This window comes from Salinarimonas sp. NSM (assembly GCF_052380005.1).
GTDB lineage: Bacteria > Pseudomonadota > Alphaproteobacteria > Rhizobiales > Beijerinckiaceae > Salinarimonas.
The window spans coordinates 33,070-48,029 of sequence record NZ_JBQTCJ010000016.1 but is presented as its reverse complement, the minus strand read 5'-3'; the positions used below and the strand labels follow the sequence as shown (position 1 = coordinate 48,029).

Annotated in this window: 11 protein-coding genes; 5 read left to right on the top strand and 6 right to left on the bottom strand. The window is 68.4% G+C overall.

What is annotated here, in order from left to right; genetic code table 11:
* Positions 1–199: 199 nt before the first annotated feature.
* The 6 genes from ACTZWW_RS08555 to ACTZWW_RS08530 all read right to left on the bottom strand — a co-directional run bounded on the left by ACTZWW_RS08555 (position 200) and on the right by ACTZWW_RS08530 (position 5,734).
* A complete protein-coding gene (locus ACTZWW_RS08555) occupies positions 200–979 on the bottom strand; it encodes a carbohydrate ABC transporter permease (protein ID WP_444780548.1) in 780 nt (259 codons plus the stop codon).
* Between the two features lie 83 nt (positions 980–1,062).
* Positions 1,063–1,908, bottom strand: a complete 846-nt coding sequence (locus ACTZWW_RS08550) for a carbohydrate ABC transporter permease (RefSeq protein WP_444780523.1) — start codon at positions 1,906–1,908, stop codon at positions 1,063–1,065.
* A gap of 204 nt (positions 1,909–2,112) precedes the next feature.
* Entirely contained in the window at positions 2,113–3,390 is a 1,278-nt protein-coding gene (locus ACTZWW_RS08545; protein WP_444780522.1) for an ABC transporter substrate-binding protein, read from the bottom strand.
* A gap of 102 nt (positions 3,391–3,492) precedes the next feature.
* Positions 3,493–4,527, bottom strand: a complete 1,035-nt coding sequence (locus tag ACTZWW_RS08540) for a LacI family DNA-binding transcriptional regulator (protein WP_444780521.1) — start codon at positions 4,525–4,527, stop codon at positions 3,493–3,495.
* Between the two features lie 173 nt (positions 4,528–4,700).
* Positions 4,701–5,183 carry a DUF1643 domain-containing protein gene (locus ACTZWW_RS08535; RefSeq protein WP_444780520.1) on the bottom strand — a complete coding sequence of 161 codons (483 nt, stop codon included), beginning with the start codon at positions 5,181–5,183 and terminating at the stop codon, positions 4,701–4,703.
* Positions 5,180–5,734, bottom strand: a complete 555-nt coding sequence (locus ACTZWW_RS08530; RefSeq protein ID WP_444780519.1) for an SH3 domain-containing protein — start codon at positions 5,732–5,734, stop codon at positions 5,180–5,182. Before ACTZWW_RS08530 ends, ACTZWW_RS08535 begins: the two co-directional genes overlap by 4 nt.
* A 749-nt stretch (positions 5,735–6,483) precedes the next feature.
* Here ACTZWW_RS08530 and ACTZWW_RS08525 point away from each other — a divergent pair.
* The 5 genes from ACTZWW_RS08525 (at position 6,484) to ACTZWW_RS08505 (ending at position 14,652) form a co-directional block, all read left to right on the top strand.
* Positions 6,484–10,218, top strand: a complete 3,735-nt coding sequence (locus ACTZWW_RS08525; RefSeq protein WP_444780518.1) for a vitamin B12-dependent ribonucleotide reductase — start codon at positions 6,484–6,486, stop codon at positions 10,216–10,218.
* A gap of 229 nt (positions 10,219–10,447) precedes the next feature.
* Positions 10,448–11,578 (top strand): adenylate/guanylate cyclase domain-containing protein, encoded by a 1,131-nt coding sequence (locus ACTZWW_RS08520; RefSeq protein WP_444780517.1) that lies wholly within the window; start codon positions 10,448–10,450, stop codon positions 11,576–11,578.
* Positions 11,579–11,588: 10 nt separating this feature from the next.
* On the top strand, positions 11,589–13,133 hold the full coding sequence (locus ACTZWW_RS08515) for an adenylate/guanylate cyclase domain-containing protein (protein WP_444780516.1): 1,545 nt from the start codon (positions 11,589–11,591) through the stop codon (positions 13,131–13,133).
* Positions 13,130–13,903 (top strand): E2 domain-containing protein, encoded by a 774-nt coding sequence (locus ACTZWW_RS08510; RefSeq protein WP_444780515.1) that lies wholly within the window; start codon positions 13,130–13,132, stop codon positions 13,901–13,903. Before ACTZWW_RS08515 ends, ACTZWW_RS08510 begins: the two co-directional genes overlap by 4 nt.
* A 47-nt stretch (positions 13,904–13,950) precedes the next feature.
* Positions 13,951–14,652, top strand: coding sequence for an adenylate/guanylate cyclase domain-containing protein (locus tag ACTZWW_RS08505; protein WP_444780514.1), 702 nt, complete (start codon positions 13,951–13,953; stop codon positions 14,650–14,652).
* Positions 14,653–14,960 lie beyond the last annotated feature (308 nt).

Here is a 14,960-nt window from a genome sequence, read left to right as displayed (position 1 = left end):
GGAGAGGGGAGAGCCTGCATCGACGTCTCGTCCTCGCGATCATGTGTTGTCGGCGCGCGTCGACGTTCATGACGAGGCGCGACGCGGTTCCCCTCTCCCTCGTGGAGAGGGGCTAGGGGTGTGGGGCGTCGTGCAGGGTTCCAGGCTCGTGGGATCCCGCCAAGAGCGTGTGCCGGCACGGGTGTTGGGGGGTGCGCGTTCATCGGTTGGCGATCCCCCACATGGCGAAGAGGTACTTCCTCACCGCGAACAGGAAGAGCAGCGCCGGCAGGACGAGGACCGCCGCGCCGGCGAACTTGAGGTGGAGCGGGCTGACGTCCAGGCTCTGGAGAAGGAAGGCGGTCAGCGTGCGGTTCTCGATCGTCAGCACCGCGGCGGCGAAGACCTCGTTCCAGGACACGACGAACGCGAAGACGGCGGAGGCGGCGATGCCGGGGCTCACCAGCGGCAGCACCACCTTCACGAAGGCCTGGAGGCGCGTGCAGCCGAGCGTCCAGGCCGCCTCCTCCAGCTCCACCGGCACCCCCATGAACAGCGAGGCCGTGATCAGCACCGCGAAGGGCATCGCCAGCATCGTGTGGACAAAGGCGAGACCGAGGATCGTGTCGTCGAGCCCGATCTGGATGTAGGCGACCGCCAGCGGCAGCGCGAGCAGCGGCAGGGGGAAGGCGCGGGTCATCAGGACGAGGATGCGAAACGCGCTCTTGCCCGCGAAGTCGAACCGCGCGAGCGCGTAGCCGGCGGGTGCGCCGACGGCGATCGACAGCACCATCGTGATCGCCGCCACCATCACCGAGTTGAGGAGCGCGTCCGCGACGCCGCGAAAGCCGATGAAGAAGGCGAGGCTGTCGGTGGCGAAGGAGGGCACGAAGCTCTTCGGCCAGCCGGACACCTCCGCCGGCGTCGAGAGGGCGTTGACGAGGACGAGCCAGATCGGGACGAGCACCCACAGGCACAGGATCGTCACGACGGCCGCCATCAACCAGCGCCGCGCGGCGGCGAGATCGAGGGCGCGGGTCTCCTCCGGCGAGGCGGCGGGGGCGGGGAGGGGAGCGGTCGCGGTCATGCGCGCGCCTCCTTCGGGGTGCGCAGCCACCACAGGAAGGCGAGGGTGGCGGCGATGGAGACTCCCAGGATGACGAGGGCGTAGGACGCGGCGACCCCGCGGTCCTGGAGCTGGAACTCCCAGGCGTAGGTCTCGCCCATCAGCATCGGCATCGAGGTGCCGGCGAGCGCGGCGACGACGGCGAAGACCTCGAAGGCGAGGATCGTGCGCAGGATCAGCGCCGTCTGGAGGCTGGGCTTGAGGAGCGGCAGCGTCACCTTGACGAAGCGCTGCCAGGGCGAGGCGCCGAACACCTGCGCCGCCTCGTCGTACTCCTTCGGGATCAGCCCCATGCCTGCGACCAGGATGACCAGCATGATCGCGGTCGCGCGCCAGATCTCGGCGATGGCCACCGCGACGAAGAGGCCGAGCGTGTTCTGGTAGGAGAGCCGCGCGACCGGGCTATCGAGCAGGCCGAGGTGGTAGAGGAAGGAATTCAGGAAGCCGTTCTGCTCGAGGATGGCGAGCCAGATGATGCCCGCGGCGAGATCAGAGATGCCGAGCGGGATGGTGAAGACGTAGAGCACGAGATCGCGCCCGCGGCCCATCCGCGTCACGATCTGCCCCATGAAGAGCGCGAGCGCGAGCTGCAGCGGCACGACGACGGCCGCGAGCAGGATCGTGTTCCACAAGGCCGTGTCGAACTTCCAGTGCCCGGCCATGCGGGCGAAGTTCGCCATCGTGAGCTCGTCCCCCCGGCTGAACGCGATCAGCGCCACCTGCACCGCCGGATAGACGAAGAAGGCGGCCAGGAACAGCGCGGCGGGCGCGAGCAGGAGGTAGGGCAGGGCACGCGAGGGCATGCGGACCTCTTTCGTCTTGGGTGTCATCCCGGATTGCGAAGCAAGTCCGGGACCCGGAACCACAGGTGTCGTCGAGCGGCGTGTACGCCGCGTCGTGAGACGCCTCCATCGGCGCTTCGTGGACGCGCGCGCTTCGCGCACGCTGAGCAAGCACCTGCGGTTCTGGGCCCCGGGCCCGCTTCGCGACGCGGGGTGACAGGGGGCTCACTCCACCGGGCAGGGTCCCTCGGAGGGGGCATCCGGCGCCCAGCACGGCGCGCCGGCCTCGTTCACGATGCGGCGCAGCTCCTCCGCCCCGTCCTCGAGCACCTGCTCGATCGGCTGGCCGGCGAGCACGATGCGCTCGAACGTGTCGACGTAGACCTGGTTGAACTGCCCGCCGAGGTCGCCGAGCCCCACCGGCAGCAGGCCGGGATTGGCGTCGGGCGCGCCCGATTGCAGCGCGATCGCGGCGCCCGCCGCACGCACCGAGGGCGGCATGTCCTCGGGCAACTCGACGTCGACGACGGGGAAGAAGTTCGTCGCCCGCAGCGTCGCGATCTGGGTCTCGGGCTGCATCATGTAGCGCACGAGCGCCAGGCTCGCCTCTTGGTCCGGCGCCGTCGAGGGAACCGCGATGCCGGCGACCACGGGCATGAAGCCGCGGCCCGTCGGGCCGGCGGGTGCCGGGAAGGCGATGAAGTCGTCCGGGCGCTGGTTGAAGGCCTCCGCCAGGCGCGCGGTGTGGTCGATCGCGACCCAGACCTCGTCGGCGAGGAGCGGCTCCTGCATGAAGTTGTAGGAGGTCGAGCGCGGGCTCGTCACCTCCCACAGCTCCTTGACGGTCTCCCACATCGCGACCGCGTCGTCCGACCGGAAGCGGGTGACCATCGAATCGGTGAAGGACGGGTAGAAGTAGCCCTGCACGATGCGGTGGCGCAGGCCCTGCGGGCCGGCGGGCAGGCCGATCTTGGGCGACCCGGTGGCCTCCTCCATGGCACGGCCCCAGGCGATCAGCTCGTCCCAGCCGAGCGCGTTCACGTCGGCGCCCTCGGGCAGGTGCTCGAGCGCGGCCTTGTTGGCGGCCATCAGGTAGGTCGCCTGCATCCAGGGCACGTAGCGCTGCTCGTCGGTGCCGAGCCGACCGAGCTCGACGAGGGCCGGGCTCGCTGCGGAGACGTCGACGGCCGAGAGGTCCATGAAGGCGTCGGCGAAGGCGGTGAGCTCGCCGTGGAGCGCGCCGACGACGGCGATCGTCCCCTGGTTCGCCTCGGTCTCGGCGCGCAGGCGGGTGATGAAGGGCCCCGCGTCCTGCGGCTGGTAGTCGACGCTGGCGTCCTCGAAGCCCGAGAGCACCTGCTCGCGCATGCCCTGCGCCTCCTCGACGGGGCGCGCCTGGGTCGACCAGAACAGCAATTCCTGGGCGTTCGCCGGCGCGGGCCCGCTCGTCGCCGCGAAGGCGATGAGCGCGAGGGCGGATGTCGTCGTCGTATGGCGTCTCATGTCTGTCCTCCCGTTTCGTCTCTGGTGAACGTCTCTCTCTCGGTTTCTTCTTTCTCCGGGTCTTCCTCTTCGGAGCTCTGGTGGCGCGGGTCGCGGGCCGCCTCAGGCGGGGGCCGGGCCGTGGCTCGCGCGGGGGATGAAGTCCGCCGCGACGAGCTTCGGCTCGACGGCGGCGGGGCCGGTCTCGATCACCGCCAGCAGCATGCGCGCGACGGCGACGCCGCATTCCTGGATGCGGGCGTCGAAGGTCGTGAGGCCGGGGCTCGCATAGGAGGAGACCGGCAGGTTGTCGAAGCCGACGACCGAGAGGTCGTGCGGAATCGCGATCGACCGCCGGGCGGCCTCCTCCATCAGCGTGATCGCGAGCGTGTCCGTGGCGCACAGGATCGCGGTCGGCCGCCCGGCCAGGGCGAGCAGCCGGCCGGCGGCGGCGCGCAGCGCCTCCGGGTCCCCGCGGGGCGCCGCCGCGATGGCCTCGGTCGGGAGCGCGAGGCCGGCCTCCGCGAGTGCCGTCTCGAGGCCCGTACGGCGGTAGTGGGCGAAGGTCATCGGGTCGGAATAGGTGAGGAGCCCGAAGCGGCGGTGCCCGAGCGCCAGGAGGCGGCGCGCCGCCTCGCCGAAGGCCGCCGCGCCATCGGTGTCGAGCCAGGCGTGGGGGCGCGTCTCGCCGAGCACGCGCCCGTGGAGCACGAAGGGCACGCCGCGCTCGATGAGGTAGCCGACGCGCAGGTCCTCGCAGGTGGCGCGGCTCACCACCATGCCGTCGACCTGGCCGGCATTCACCACGTGGGCGAGGACGTCCATCTCCTCCTGGCGGCGTGTCGCCGTGGTGAGCGCGAGGTCGCGCCCCGCCTCCGCCAGCGCCTCGCCCAGGCCCATCACGAACTCGCCGAGGAAGGCGTCGATGAACTGCGCGTCGCGCACCGGCACGACGAGGCCGACGAAACCCGTCTGGCCGGACTTGAGCGCGCGCCCCGCGCGGTTCGGCACGTAGCCGGAGCGGGTCGCCGCCTCGCGCACGCGCTCACGAGTGGTGGCGGAGACGTCGGAATAGCCGGCCAACGCCCGCGACACAGTCGTGATCGACAGGCCGAGCTCGCGCGAGAGTTCTTTCAGCCGCGGCTGGCGGCGCTCCATGACGTCTTCCTCCGACGCGTTCCTCTCCCGACGTCGTCATCATCCGAAACGTTTCGGATCGACGGTGACGGACGTTCCGGTTTGCGCTTGGCGCGCGGCTTTCAGGGCGGGTTCTACCGAAACGTTTCGGAAGAGTGCCGCCACGCTCGCGGGCTGTCAAGCCGCGCGTCGCGCTACGCCGCGGCGAACCTCGCCATACGCACGTCGCGCGGCACGTAGAGCGGATGGCGCGGGGCGCCGGATCTCGTCGGGCCGAGGTGCCACAGCCGCGCGCCGGCCCCCGCGAGCAGCGCCAGCGCGGCGCGGGCGCGTTCCGGATCGGCGTGGTTTCCCCAGGCGCAGACGACGTCGCCCGCCTGCGCCGCGATCGCGGCGAGATGGGCCGCGTTGTCCGGCCCGACGGGGTCGGGATGGGCGGCGAGGGCGCGGGGGTCGGTGGCGCGCAGCGCGTAGAGGTTCGCGACCACGATCGGGCCGTAGCCGAAGCCGCGGGCGAGGAGGCGCACGCGCCGGATCGTCGGGTCGTCCCGCTCGGCGTCGGCGGTCGAGGGGTTGAGCATGACGAAGGCGACCGGCGGGGCCTCCGCCGAGGCGCCGTCCGCCGGCCGTTCCAGCCGGTAGCGGTACGTGCCGCAGGGCGAGAAGACGGTGCTCATTGCCCCGAGAGGTTCGCCCGCGGCACCCAGCCCTCGAAGCCTTCGACGCGGACCTTCTGCCAGCCGTCGCGCGCATAGGGCAAAAAGGCGATCGAGCAGGTGGCCGGGCCCAGCGCGTGGACCGGTCGCGACTCGAAGGAGGGATAGGCGCGCAGCATCAGCCGCTCGCCCGTCGCGACGCCCTCCGTGCAATAGAGCGCCGGCGAGACCTGGGCGATGTAGCGGGCGTGGACGAAGCCGGCATGGTGCCCGTCCTCGACCGGGCACCAGTTCCCCGAGCACGGGCCGCTCACGACGACGCCGCAGGCGCCGTAGGGCAGGCGGGCGACGATGGCGTTGCCCGCGCCCGGCCCGGCGCGCAGGTTCAGCGCGTCGTCGGCGCGGACGTTCACCACGCAATGCTCCACCCCCGGCACGACGTCCGCCGTCGGCGCGCGCTGGGCGATCGCGTTGGCGGCGCCGAGCCCGCCGAGGAGGACGCCGCACAGGGCGAGCCGCGCGAGGGAGGCGAGGGCGATCGGACGGAAGCGGCGGGGGACGGGGAGGGACATCGCGGGGGCTCGCGGGCGGGGGATTGGCGTTTTCTGCTGATCGACGGATCGACCATGCCGGGGGAATGCTGAGCGAAGCCTGAACGCACCCCGATCCGGCCGAATTGATGGCGGGATTCGATTCGCTCCCCGCCGATGTGATTCTCGGGCGCCGCACCACGGACGGATTACGTTGAATCCCATAGTCTCCAGCCGCTTCGCCGGCCCTGCGCAGGACCCGTGGCAGGCACCCGGCCGCCGTGGCCCGAGCCCGCTTCGCGGGAGCCCGCGAACGGCTCTTGTGGATGGTCCGCCGGCGAAGCATCCCGGCCACACCCGCGCCGAGCGTGGCCGTACGCCTGAAAATTCAAGCGACTCGAAGGGCTTGAGAGACGGTGTCGAAGTTCTCCACAATCTTAACAGCCCACACCATATCTAGGGCTGGGGACGAGGCCGAGCACTAGGTGTTGACGCGCGCCCCGGCTGGTGACAGCTTTCTCCCGTCCCACCGACACGAGCGGCGGCGGGCCAGAAGGCACCACGTCGGGCGGTATCAGACGGACGACATCCAGAACGGAGCGCGGCATCCACCTCGACGCCACGGCCACCCGGCCCGGCGAACGGGGATGCGCGTCCCGAGGGCGTCCGGACGGCGTGACGCCCGCGGCGTGGCGATGGTGACGAGGAGGGGGCGGCCCTTGGGGCCGTCCGGGGCCGACATCCGGGTTCGCGCAGCGCGGCCGGAGCGAGAGACCTGAGGATACGGGACGATGCGGATCGAGCGGCGATACACGAGTGCGGGTCGGGATCCCTATGCCGGGATCACCTTCCGGAAGGCGACGAGCGAGATCCGCAATCCGGACGGCTCCATCGTCTTCCGCCTGGAGGGCATCGACGTGCCGGAGACCTGGTCGCAGGTCGCCAGCGACGTCCTCGCGCAGAAGTACTTCCGCAAGGCCGGCGTCCCCGCCCGCCTGAAGAAGGTCGAGGAGAACGACGTCCCCTCCTTCCTGTGGCGCTCCGTCGCCGACGAGGCGGCGCTCGCGGAGCTGCCCGAGGAGGAGCGCTTCGGCTCTGAGATCTCCTCGCGCCAGGTGTTCGATCGCCTCGCCGGCTGCTGGACCTACTGGGGCTGGAAGGGCGGCTACTTCGGGTCGGAGGAGGACGCGTCCGCGTTCTACGACGAGCTGCGCTTCATGCTGGCGAGCCAGATGGTGGCGCCGAACTCGCCGCAATGGTTCAACACCGGCCTGCACTGGGCCTACGGCATCGACGGCCCCTCCCAGGGCCACTACTACGTCGACTTCGAGACCGGCGAGCTGACCAAGTCCGCCACCGCCTACGAGCACCCGCAGCCGCACGCCTGCTTCATCCAGTCCGTCGAGGACGACCTCGTCAACGAGGGCGGCATCATGGACCTGTGGGTGCGCGAGGCGCGCCTGTTCAAGTACGGCTCCGGCACCGGCTCGAACTTCTCGCGCCTGCGCGGCGAGGGCGAGCGGCTGTCGGGCGGCGGCAAGTCGTCGGGCCTGATGTCCTTCCTCAAGATCGGCGACCGCGCCGCGGGCGCGATCAAGTCCGGCGGCACCACGCGCCGCGCGGCCAAGATGGTCGTCGTCGACATCGACCACCCGGACATCGAGGCCTACATCGACTGGAAGGTGAAGGAGGAGCAGAAGGTCGCCGCCCTCGTCACCGGCTCCAAGCTCAATTCCAAGCACCTCAAGGCGGTGCTCAAGGCCTGCGTCAACTGCGAGGTCGAGGGTGACGCCGCCGGCGAGGCCTGCTTCGACCCCGAGAAGAACCCCGTCCTCAAGCGCGAGATCAAGGCCGCGCGCCGGGCGATGGTGCCGGACAGCTACATCAAGCGCGTCATCCAGTTCGCCCGCCAGGGCTACACGGACATCGACTTCCCAGTCTACGACACGGACTGGGACTCGGAGGCCTACCTCACCGTCTCGGGCCAGAACTCCAACAACTCGGTCTCGATCACCGACGACTTCTTGCGCGCGGTCGAGCGGGGCGGCACCTGGGATCTCACCTGGCGCCAGTCCGGCAAGCCGAAGAAGACGCTCGACGCCCGCGATCTGTGGGAGAAGATCGGCCACGCCGCCTGGGCCTCCGCCGATCCGGGCCTGCACTTCAACACCACGATGAACGACTGGCACACCTGCCCGGCGTCCGGCCGCATCCGCGGCTCGAACCCGTGCTCGGAGTACATGTTCCTCGACGACACGGCCTGCAACCTCGCCTCCGCGAACCTGCTGCAGTTCTGGCACCGCGACGCCAAGACCTTCGACGTCGAGGGCTACGAGCACCTGTGCCGGCTGTGGACCATGGTCCTCGAGATCTCGGTGACGATGGCGCAGTTCCCGTCGCGCGAGATCGCCGAGCTCTCCTACCGCTACCGCACGCTGGGGCTCGGCTACGCCAACATCGGCGGCCTCCTGATGACGATGGGCCTGCCTTACGATTCGGACGAGGGCCGCGCGCTGTGCGGCGCGCTCACCGCCATCATGACCGGCGTCGCCTACGCCACGTCCGCCGAGATGGCCTCCGAGCTCGGGCCCTTCCCGGGCTACGCCGACAACGCGGCCCACATGCTGCGCGTCATGCGCAACCACCGTCGCGCGGCCCATGGCGAGACCGCGGGCTATGAGGAGCTGCACACCACGCCGGTGCCGCTCGACCACGCGTCGTGCCCGCAGCCCGACCTCGTCGCCCGCGCCACCGCCGCCTGGGACCGTGCCCTCCAGCTCGGCGAGAAGCACGGCTACCGCAACGCCCAGGCGACCGTGATCGCGCCCACCGGCACGATCGGCCTCGTCATGGACTGCGACACGACCGGCATCGAGCCCGACTTCGCGCTCGTGAAGTTCAAGAAGCTCGCCGGCGGCGGCTACTTCAAGATCATCAACCGCGCCGTTCCGGACGCGCTGCGCACGCTCGGCTATCGCGAGCACGAGATCGCCGAGATCGAGGTCTACGCGCTCGGCCACGGCTCCATCGCCCAGGCGCCCGCGATCAACCCGCCGGCGCTGAAGGCCAAGGGCTTCACCGACGAGAAGATCGCCGCCCTCGAGGCGGGCATGAAGTCGGCCTTCGACATCAAGTTCGTCTTCAACAAGTGGACGCTCGGCGAGGACTTCCTCACGGGCGCGCTGAAGATCCCCGCCGAGAAGCTCGCCGACCCGTCCTTCGACCTGCTCGCTCATCTCGGCTTCTCGAAGAAGGATGTGGAAGCCGCCAACATCCACGTCTGCGGGGCGATGACGCTCGAGGGCGCGCCGCACCTGAAGCGCGAGCACTACCCGGTCTTCGACTGCGCCAACCCCTGCGGGCGCGTCGGCAAGCGCTACCTCTCGGTGGAGAGCCACATCCGCATGATGGCGGCGGCGCAGCCCTTCATCTCGGGGGCGATCTCCAAGACCATCAACATGCCCAACGACGCCACGGTGGAGGACTGCAAGAGCGCCTACATGCTCTCCTGGCGCCTGGCCTTGAAGGCGAACGCCCTCTACCGCGACGGCTCCAAGCTTTCGCAGCCGCTGAACTCCGCCCTCATCGAGGACGAGGCCGACGAGGACGAGGCGGCGGACGCCGTCGAGGCGCTGCTCCAGAAGGCCGCCCCGGCGCGCGTCGCCGAGGTCGCCGAGAAGATCGTCGAGCGGGTGGTGGAGCGCGTCGAGCGCATCCGCGACCGCGAGAAGCTCCCCGGCCGCCGCAAGGGCTACACCCAGAAGGCGAACGTCGGCGGCCACAAGGTGTATCTCCGCACCGGCGAGTACGACGACGGGCGGCTCGGCGAGATCTTCATCGACATGCACAAGGAGGGTGCGGCCTTCCGGGCGATGATGAACAACTTCGCCATCGCCATCTCGCTCGGCCTGCAATACGGCGTGCCGCTCGAGGAATACGTCGAGGCCTTCACCTTCACCCGCTTCGAGCCCTCGGGCTTCGTCACGGGCAACGAGTCGATCAAGAACGCGACCTCGATCCTCGACTACGTCTTCCGCGAGCTGGCGATCTCCTACCTCGGCCGCTACGACCTCGCCCACGTCGACCCGAGCGAGATCGGCCACGACGTGCTCGGCAAGGGCGTCGAGCAGTCCCGCCTCGGCCCCGCCGCCGAGCCGAGCCCGGCGGCCACCTTCGTCTCCCGCGGCTTCACCCGCGGCAAGACCGACAAGCTGATGCTCATCCCGGGTGGGGCAGGGGGGACGGTGCCCCAGCCGCTGGTGATGGCTTTGGCCCGCGACGCCGGGATGCCGGCCGGTGGGGGTGCGCGCACGGCGACGGCGCTGAAGGCGGAGCCGGTGGTGGAGCGCGAGCTCTCCGCGGGGGCCGTCGGGCCGGCGGTGGCCTCGGTCGCCGATCGGCGGGCGGAGGCGCGGATGAAGGGCTACGAGGGGGAGGCCTGCCCCGAGTGCGCGAACTTCACGCTGGTGCGGAATGGGACTTGTTTGAAGTGTGATACGTGTGGGGGGACGACGGGGTGTTCGTGAGGGGGTGAGATCACGCTGTCCGCGGAGGGCCGCCTCTGCAGACGGGCATAAGATTTCCATTATGCCCTGTTTCGGCGGGTGATCAGCGGCCAAAGCCCTTCCATTAGGGCTCGCTGAATGATGAACGAGATGAACCTGCGCGCCGTTCGGCGCGCAGGTTTGGTAAGTGGAACGGAACGGGAATCGACATGAAGGCGACTGATCCCAGTCAGACAGTGCGAGGCGTTTCATGAACCCGACCTTGAGCCCGACCGCGGAGGGGATCGCCCGGTTCCTGACGCGCTATTGCCCGTGTCCGGCGCTTATTGAGCCTGTCCTCACGCGCAACCCGCTCATCCAGCGCCTGACCGAAGGGCAGTATCTCTGCCGCCGCGGGGAGGCTGCGGAGTGCCTGTGGATCATCGATCGGGGCGTCATCGCCGTCGCGGTCGACGGAAAGATCGTTCGCCGGGGCGCGGGCGAGATCGTCGGTGAGGGCGCGTTCTACCGGCCGGGTGACGAAGCCCGACGCCGCGGCGCCGACATGGTCGCAGAGGGCACGACCTGCCTCTGGGAGATCGACCACGGTTTTCTCGCGAGCCTCACCACGGAGCAGGCCGCCTGTTGGCACGAGACCATTGCCCGCGCCCTCACCTTGAAGCTTGACGAGGCCACTGCCCAACGTAGCGACTTGGGTAAGGATGGCGTGGCTCTCCACAACCTAATTGGCAGGTTCATTTGCCAGGACGGCATTAAGGCGGCGCTCGGCGCCCTCCACTCGCGCGGTGAGCCGATCATTGAACCGAAGGTCACAAGGGCGATCCTGTGGTTCAGCGACCTCGCGGGGTTCTCACGCTACGCCAAGGAACTCGCCCCGGGGGAAGTCGGCGCCGTCATCCGGTCGCTCATGGACGTTCAGATCGCCGCGATCCGCGAGGCCGGCGGGCAGATCGACAAGCTTATGGGTGACGGGCTGATGGCCTACTGGATCGTTCCGGACGATGCCCGCGAGCGGGAACGGCTTCCCCGTGCTGTCGAGGCCGCGTTGACGGCCGTCCAAGGCGTGCTGGGGATCGCCGGCGCTCGCGGCCTCGACCTTGACCTTCGGGTGGGCCTCCACGTCGGGGAGGTCGTCATCGGCGATTTCGGCGGGAACGAACGGATCGCGTTCACGCTCATCGGCGAGACGGTTAACACCGCCTCCCGCTACGAGCAGGCCAAGCGCTGCACCTCCGACCTGCCGCTCGGCCGAGTTCGGGTGAGCGATGCCGTCTATGCCGCCCTGACCGCCCATGCCGTGTTGGAGCGCTTCGAGCCGACCCCGAGGACCTTCATCGACAAGAGCGCCCGCTCCTTCGTCGTCCACCCTTCCATCGATTGAGGAGTTCAACATGGCGTGGTCGCGCACCCGCAGCGAGAGCCGCATCAAGACCTTCAGGCAGAGCGTCCCCGAGGGTCAGATCGACGTTCGCAGTTTCGACCAGACGTTCCTCGACGCGCGACGCAAGTTCATCGCCGAAGAGGCCAGGAGTGGTCGGCCTGGGGGCAGCCTGATCGCCATCCCGCCCAGTAAGGCAGTGTTGGTGGACGGTGTGCACGTCTATCTCCAGCTCCTCGACTATCACGATCGCCTTCTGGAGCTCGGACGCGAGACCGAGAAGGCGCACCAGGGCGCTCTCCAGCTCCTGCACCTGCACTACTCGGGTTGCGATCGCGTCATCGGAGAGCTCGGGGCTCAGCGCGTCGACTTTCACGGGCCGCGCCTCCATGCCGTAGTGGTGGCTCCGACTGGCACTCAGGGCGAGCGCGACCGGGTGTTGAACGCCATCACACTGGCGACGTCCCTCAAGCAGGTGATCGAAGAGGCTGGTGCCCGCGTGAGCGGCGGTAGGTACCGCACGCGGGTGCGCGTGGGCATCGACACGGGCCAGGCGGTCGCGGTGAACAGCGGTCGCGCCGACGAACAAGAGCCGCTGTTCCTCGGGAACCCCGCCAATTATGCCGCCAAGCTCGCGGACGGTGACGATGAGGGCATCTTCCTCAGCAATCGCGCCCGGGCCGTGCTCGGCCTCCACCGTGTTGGCTCGATTGTCGAGGAACGCCGTCATGATATCCGGAACACACTCACGATCGGGGGCCTGACTACGCCTGTCCTGGATCGGATCGTCGATGAGGCCAAGGCGGCCATCGAGGTGGCGCCGGCGGTGCCGAAGACCTTCACTTTCCACCATCACGAGCCGCCTCTGCGCACTATCCGGTTCGGGGACCTGGTACCGAGCAATTCGATTCGGATGCCGTTGACCTCGATCTTCGCGGACATCGACGGCTTCACCCGCTACGTCGAGACCTGCATCACGCAGGGACGCGTTCGTGAGCTCGTCTCGAACCTTCACGTGATCCGTAAGGAGCTCGCGGCGGTCCTCAAGGAGGACTTCGACGGCCGCAAGGTCCGGTTCATCGGTGACTGCATCCACGGGCTGCTCGCCGAGGGCACTCGCACGAGCACCAACGAAAAGGAGTCGGTCCGCTCCGCCGTCTTCTGCGCCGGTGGCCTTCGCTCGTCTTTCAACCTCTGCCGGCAGCTCCTACCGGGCATCCAGAACCTCGGGCTGGCCATCGGCATCGAGCTCGGTCCGACGCCAATCACGCGGCTCGGCCTGCGTGGCGACTACAGCGTCCGCTGCGCGACGAGCCGGGCCGTCTCCATGTCGGAGGAGCTGCAGAGCGGTTGCGAGGGCACCTCCACGGCTCTCGGCACGGCCGCCCTGAGCGTCGCTCCGGACGTGATCCGGCGTACGTTCACGACGGCAGGCGGCAAAATCCAGAACCTCGATTACGCCGCTGCGGTGCGTCTGTTCGATACCGCGCCGACCATCGTCGCACCCTCGACAGGGCGAGAGGCGACGTTCCGGCCCTACCTTGACGGTGGGGAATGACCTCCTTCGCGCACCTCGCTTCTGCGCGGCCGGGCTGGTTCGGGGTGCGCTCCTCGGCCGCGCCACGCTTGGCGGGGCTGGCGTCCCTCGATGACGACATCAGTGCCGTCGTCCATGGCTTCGAGTTGAGCATCGAGGCCGACGCGTCGGTACAGGTCCGTGAGACCATCCCCGGTACGAGGCTGCCGACATACTGCCCAGAGCGACACATCAATTCCGATGCAAGCTTTTGTCTCGGGATGGGCATGACGTCGGCTATCACGAGCCGAGAGCAGGCGGAGATCTGGTGGACTAGCCTGCGCCAGTTCCTTGAGCTCCAGGTCGTCGTGGGCCAGACCGGCATCTGGCCGAAAGCTATCGAGCTCGACCACGGCGAAGCGGGAGGCCACCATCGCAGGGCGCTGCAGGCCGCTGCGATACTCGGAGTTGAGGCTGAGTATGAGGCGGCACGGCTTGGCGAACGGTCATGGATTACCGACGGCTCAGTGCGGGTCTCTCGCAAGTGTATTCGGCTGCTGAACGGGCGTGCGGCTTGTCCTCTCGGCTGCCAGTATCGAGGCGGCCATCCGAAGCTCCGCCGGAACTGCGCCCATTCCACCACAATTGCCGAGCTGGTTGATGCCGAGCGCCGGCGGCGAAAGGGGTTGGATCAGTTCTGGCAACTGCAGAAGACCCTTGGGCTACAGTGCTGCCGATCGGTGTCGACGTGCCCTCTCAATTGCGCCCGCCAGCCTGCGCGAGGTGCCACGGTCGCGGTCCGGTCAACCTGAGCTCGGGATGCCGATCCGAGATCTTGTAGCAAGGTGAGGAGGACCGAATGCCGCTTGCCGACGACTTGAAGGCTGAGGTTACGAAGATTTTCCAAGAGCAATGGAGCACTCGCGTCGGCCGCTATGTTCCGGCTCCGGAAGCGCTCCGCCTCGGAAACGACGCTGTGGAGCTCGACCCGGCAACGGTGCTCTACGCGGACCTGGACGGTTCGACGAATATGGTGGACAGTGAGTTCTGGCAGGTCGCTGCTGAGGTTTACAAAACGTACCTCCACTGCGCTGCCAAGATCATCAGGAGTGACGGCGGGACGATTACGGCTTACGACGGTGATCGCGTGATGGCGGTCTTCATCGGCGGTACGCAGACTACCGATGCTACGCGATGTGCATTACGCATCAACTACGCCATCAAAAATATCTTGAACCCAATTTTTAGGGCGCAGTACCCGAACCATTTTTTTGAGGTCAAGCATGTCGTTGGTATCGATGTAAGTCCGCTAAGGGCCGCGAGGACCGGCGTACGCGGCGACAATGATCTCGTCTGGGTAGGACGGGCGGCCAACTATGCCGCTAAACTCACGTCGCTGGGGAGCGACTTTCCCACTAGGATTACGGGGACAGCGTACAACCGACTCCAGGCGGACCTCAAGGAAAATGGTACGCCCAAGCGGTCGATGTGGGAGAAGCGGCTTTGGACCGCTATGGACAACATGGAGATCTATCGTTCCACATGGTGGTGGTCGGTCTGACGGCCTATGCAGAACGACGGTGCTTCGGCAAGACCGATAGGGGCCCATCTCATTGTTCACGAGGATGCCCCACGCTGCGGCCGGAGCCCGGTCGGGGCTAGCGCTTCGCGACTGATCGAGCCGAGCGTGACTTCTTGCCTGTCTGCGGGAAAGTCGGCGTTCCTCGCACAGCATGCTTGAGAAGCCGGATGCCGTGCAATGCTGCTTTGCCGACGGTCGGAGTGGCCGTTAACTCTGAGTGTCTGACCGCGTGGTCTCTTGCCTACGCAACGTGATTCGCCGCGCATGGTGCCGGGCGAGCCGCTGCG

Excerpts from the sequence above, each read along its gene's own strand:
- ACTZWW_RS08550 (WP_444780523.1), bottom strand. The coding sequence starts at position 1,908 with ATGCCCTCGCGTGCCCTGCCCTACCTCCTGCTCGCGCCCGCCGCGCTG.
- ACTZWW_RS08540 (WP_444780521.1), bottom strand. The coding sequence starts at position 4,527 with ATGGAGCGCCGCCAGCCGCGGCTGAAAGAACTCTCGCGCGAGCTCGGC.
- ACTZWW_RS08515 (WP_444780516.1), top strand. The coding sequence starts at position 11,589 with ATGGCGTGGTCGCGCACCCGCAGCGAGAGCCGCATCAAGACCTTCAGG.
- ACTZWW_RS08535 (WP_444780520.1), bottom strand. The coding sequence starts at position 5,183 with ATGAGCACCGTCTTCTCGCCCTGCGGCACGTACCGCTACCGGCTGGAA.
- ACTZWW_RS08510 (WP_444780515.1), top strand. The coding sequence starts at position 13,130 with ATGACCTCCTTCGCGCACCTCGCTTCTGCGCGGCCGGGCTGGTTCGGG.
- ACTZWW_RS08520 (WP_444780517.1), top strand. The coding sequence starts at position 10,448 with ATGAACCCGACCTTGAGCCCGACCGCGGAGGGGATCGCCCGGTTCCTG.
- ACTZWW_RS08545 (WP_444780522.1), bottom strand. The coding sequence starts at position 3,390 with ATGAGACGCCATACGACGACGACATCCGCCCTCGCGCTCATCGCCTTC.
- ACTZWW_RS08525 (WP_444780518.1), top strand. The coding sequence starts at position 6,484 with ATGCGGATCGAGCGGCGATACACGAGTGCGGGTCGGGATCCCTATGCC.
- ACTZWW_RS08555 (WP_444780548.1), bottom strand. The coding sequence starts at position 979 with ATGGCGGCCGTCGTGACGATCCTGTGCCTGTGGGTGCTCGTCCCGATC.
- ACTZWW_RS08530 (WP_444780519.1), bottom strand. The coding sequence starts at position 5,734 with ATGTCCCTCCCCGTCCCCCGCCGCTTCCGTCCGATCGCCCTCGCCTCC.
- ACTZWW_RS08505 (WP_444780514.1), top strand. The coding sequence starts at position 13,951 with ATGCCGCTTGCCGACGACTTGAAGGCTGAGGTTACGAAGATTTTCCAA.